Annotated in this window: 4 protein-coding genes; 2 read left to right on the forward strand and 2 right to left on the reverse strand. The window is 51.4% G+C overall.

Features of this window, described 5'->3' with window-relative positions; translation table 11 throughout:
- Positions 1-376 precede the first annotated feature (376 nt).
- Both ACW5W8_RS23485 and ACW5W8_RS23490 read right to left on the reverse strand, forming a co-directional pair.
- On the reverse strand, positions 377-712 hold the full coding sequence (locus ACW5W8_RS23485; protein ID WP_181497754.1) for a hypothetical protein: 336 nt from the start codon (positions 710-712) through the stop codon (positions 377-379).
- 269 nt (positions 713-981) lie between these two features.
- Positions 982-1,224, reverse strand: coding sequence for a plasmid replication protein RepB (locus tag ACW5W8_RS23490; RefSeq protein WP_426011122.1), 243 nt, complete (start codon positions 1,222-1,224; stop codon positions 982-984).
- Between the two features lie 412 nt (positions 1,225-1,636).
- Between ACW5W8_RS23490 and ACW5W8_RS23495 the strand changes: the two genes are divergently transcribed.
- Positions 1,637-1,993, forward strand: coding sequence for a hypothetical protein (locus tag ACW5W8_RS23495; RefSeq protein ID WP_498630828.1), 357 nt, complete (start codon positions 1,637-1,639; stop codon positions 1,991-1,993).
- A gap of 37 nt (positions 1,994-2,030) precedes the next feature.
- Positions 2,031-2,219 carry a helix-turn-helix domain-containing transcriptional regulator gene (locus ACW5W8_RS23500; RefSeq protein WP_498630830.1) on the forward strand — a complete coding sequence of 63 codons (189 nt, stop codon included), beginning with the start codon at positions 2,031-2,033 and terminating at the stop codon, positions 2,217-2,219.
- Positions 2,220-2,551: the final 332 nt, after the last annotated feature.

Genomic DNA, 2,551 nt, shown 5'->3' on the forward strand with positions numbered 1-2,551 from the left:
ACGTACTTTAAATTCCGTTTTCTGAGACGACCCCAAGAGCGCGAGTTTTTGAGCTTAGCGTGCTTTATTTTCCGTTTTCTGAGATGGCCCCTTTATGGTTGTACCACCACCCCGAGTGGAACAAATCGCTCGGAACATCGAGCGCGTCCAGCGGACGCCTGCGGGAGCCAATAGGTGAAGCAAAACGGAGTCCATCAGGGTGGGGCCAGTGGCCCCACCTTGGAACAGATCGCTCGGATACCCGAACACCCGCTTGCCCCGTTGCCGCGGGGCGGGAACAAATCGCTCGGAACATCGAGTGCGTCCAGCGGACGCCTGCGGGGGCCAATAGGTGAAGCAAAACAGAGTCCATCAAGGGTGGGGCCACTGTTAAGCGTCAGGGTTTATCGCTTACTCGATCATTCTCATAATCCAGAACTAAGCCGCTCTGCAAAGCCTTTTGTAAGGCAAGCTCCTTGAGCCTGTCCCGCAAAAAATCCCGATTGGCTAACGGAGAATTGGGATTGGACTCTTGGATCTCTTCAAGCATTTCCTTGATAAGCTCAATAGCGCCGTTGTACTTGAACGTTGTTGAATGCCCAAAATGCCTTGCATCATCAAGCTCCCTCTCCATCCTCAAAGCCTGCTCTTTCCATCCTGCGACCTGGCCACGAAGATAACCTTTTCCAGACTCCCCAATAGACAGTCCGACACCAAAATCCATGCTCGTCATAACTCACCCCATAAGTTCTTAAAATGCTCGACAGATCTTAAACCTTCACCCACCGCAGCAGCAGGGCTTTCGCCGCTAACAAATCGCTCGGAACATCGAGCGCGTCCAGCGGACGCCCGCGGGGGACAATAGGTGAAGTAAAACAGAGTCCATCACGGATGGGGCTAGTGGCCACACCTTGTGGAGATCAGGGCAGAACTCCCGAACGGGAGCGACTAGCGCAGTCTGTCGCATCCCGTTCGGGAGCTGGCAAGCGCAGCGCGGCAGCCTTAACGACTGCTTAGATCCACCTCGATGCGGCGAAAACCGATGGTGTGCGCAGTGTTAACCCCTGCATCGATGGTCTTAAAGACCCGCCAGCCTCCGCGCTGGCGTTCCAGCACTTCCGTTTCAGAATTGCGGCCAAACTTCACCAGATGAAGATGGTAACCGGCACCCATCGGGGTCGGAGCGATCACCGCCTTGGCAAAGCCACCCTGTTCAAATACCCATTTTGCTTTGATCTCTTCCATATCAAAAACCTGTTTTGATGTTTCATATCTACGTTATGACACCAACGGAACCAAACATCAAATCATAATTACGAATAATCAAATTCGCATTTTGATTTGCTTAGGTTCGTAGAACCGCACTCGGGTTTCAAAGGGGGAGCCCCTTTGGCACGCCGATAGGATGCAGGCACGCCGACGGTACAAACGCAGTTTGTATACGGTCGGTCTCGTGCCTGTATACAGTCGGTGTCGTGCCTGTCTGTCTTGTTGTAGATCTGCGCGACTACAAAATGGGGCACATAAAGAGACACAAAATGGAGTACATCAAACAAAGGAAGGTTACAAACAATGGCACAAAATAGGACACAAAAAAAGGTACATAGGACACATAATAGAGTACAAAATGGGGTACATCGCATGGTTGTGAGGAACGATGAAAGAGATCGAGCAGCTCTGTCAGGCATTAATCGAGAAACGTTTTAAGTCCAAGCAGGTAACGTTCAACTATCACTATGATGACTTTTGTGCGGCAAAGGGGCTGTATGGCTGGGAACGAGTCACAAAGTACATCAACCAAGTCACCGGAGCAGATCTAGCGGTAGCTGCGTACAAAAGCATGCTCAAGAGAGCCAAGAAGAAAGTGGAGTCCTCCCCCCAGCCTGAAACAAAAGCGGCGGTCAAAAAAGTGACAACAAATGCTTTCAGCACCATCGTGAAAAAAGAAAAGTTAGAGCACAACAACAATCCGGATCTGGATGAGCTGATTGCCAGCCTTAAAGCAGGGTCATAAAATGATATTGACGCTTCAAAAAAGGAATTTGATGCCGATGAAAAAAGAGCAATTCAGCCCGTATCGAGTGGCGGACTACCTAACGACTCCCTCGGAGATCACGGCATACCTCAAGGCAGCTAAAGAGGAAAATAATCCGGAGCTACTGGCGGCGGCAATCGAGGATATTCGCCAGAGAGAACTGCAGCTAGCAAGAACGAAAAAACCAAACCCGCTCCGTGGATAAGCCCTACTGCCCACAGGCCAAACACACGGCCTGATGGACAGCCCTTCGGGAACGGGCTTAACCACCTCGCCAAGGTACTCTCTAGATGATGAATAGCTCAAAGACAGCGGCCAGAAGGCCGCGCAAAAAAGGATGTCGCCAAGCTCCCCAATCAGCAGGCTCTCCTATCCTTCCGCTGCGCTTCAAGATAGGAGAGCCCTCCTGCTTGGCTACGTTAAAAATGACGTAGTTACACAAGATAGACTCGCCTTGCTCCGGACTATCGAGACTGCTTGCGGCAGCTCCCTCTCACGCGCTCCAGAGACACACCCCGTCCTTGCTGCATCTGCTTT

This window comes from Aeromonas aquatilis, from assembly GCF_054052405.1.

Bases quoted from the DNA above. Each gene is read 5' to 3' on its own strand.
- ACW5W8_RS23490 (WP_426011122.1), bottom strand. From the start codon at position 1,224: ATGGAAGAGATCAAAGCAAAATGGGTATTTGAACAGGGTGGCTTTGCC.
- ACW5W8_RS23495 (WP_498630828.1), top strand. From the start codon at position 1,637: ATGAAAGAGATCGAGCAGCTCTGTCAGGCATTAATCGAGAAACGTTTT.
- ACW5W8_RS23485 (WP_181497754.1), bottom strand. From the start codon at position 712: ATGACGAGCATGGATTTTGGTGTCGGACTGTCTATTGGGGAGTCTGGA.
- ACW5W8_RS23500 (WP_498630830.1), top strand. From the start codon at position 2,031: ATGAAAAAAGAGCAATTCAGCCCGTATCGAGTGGCGGACTACCTAACG.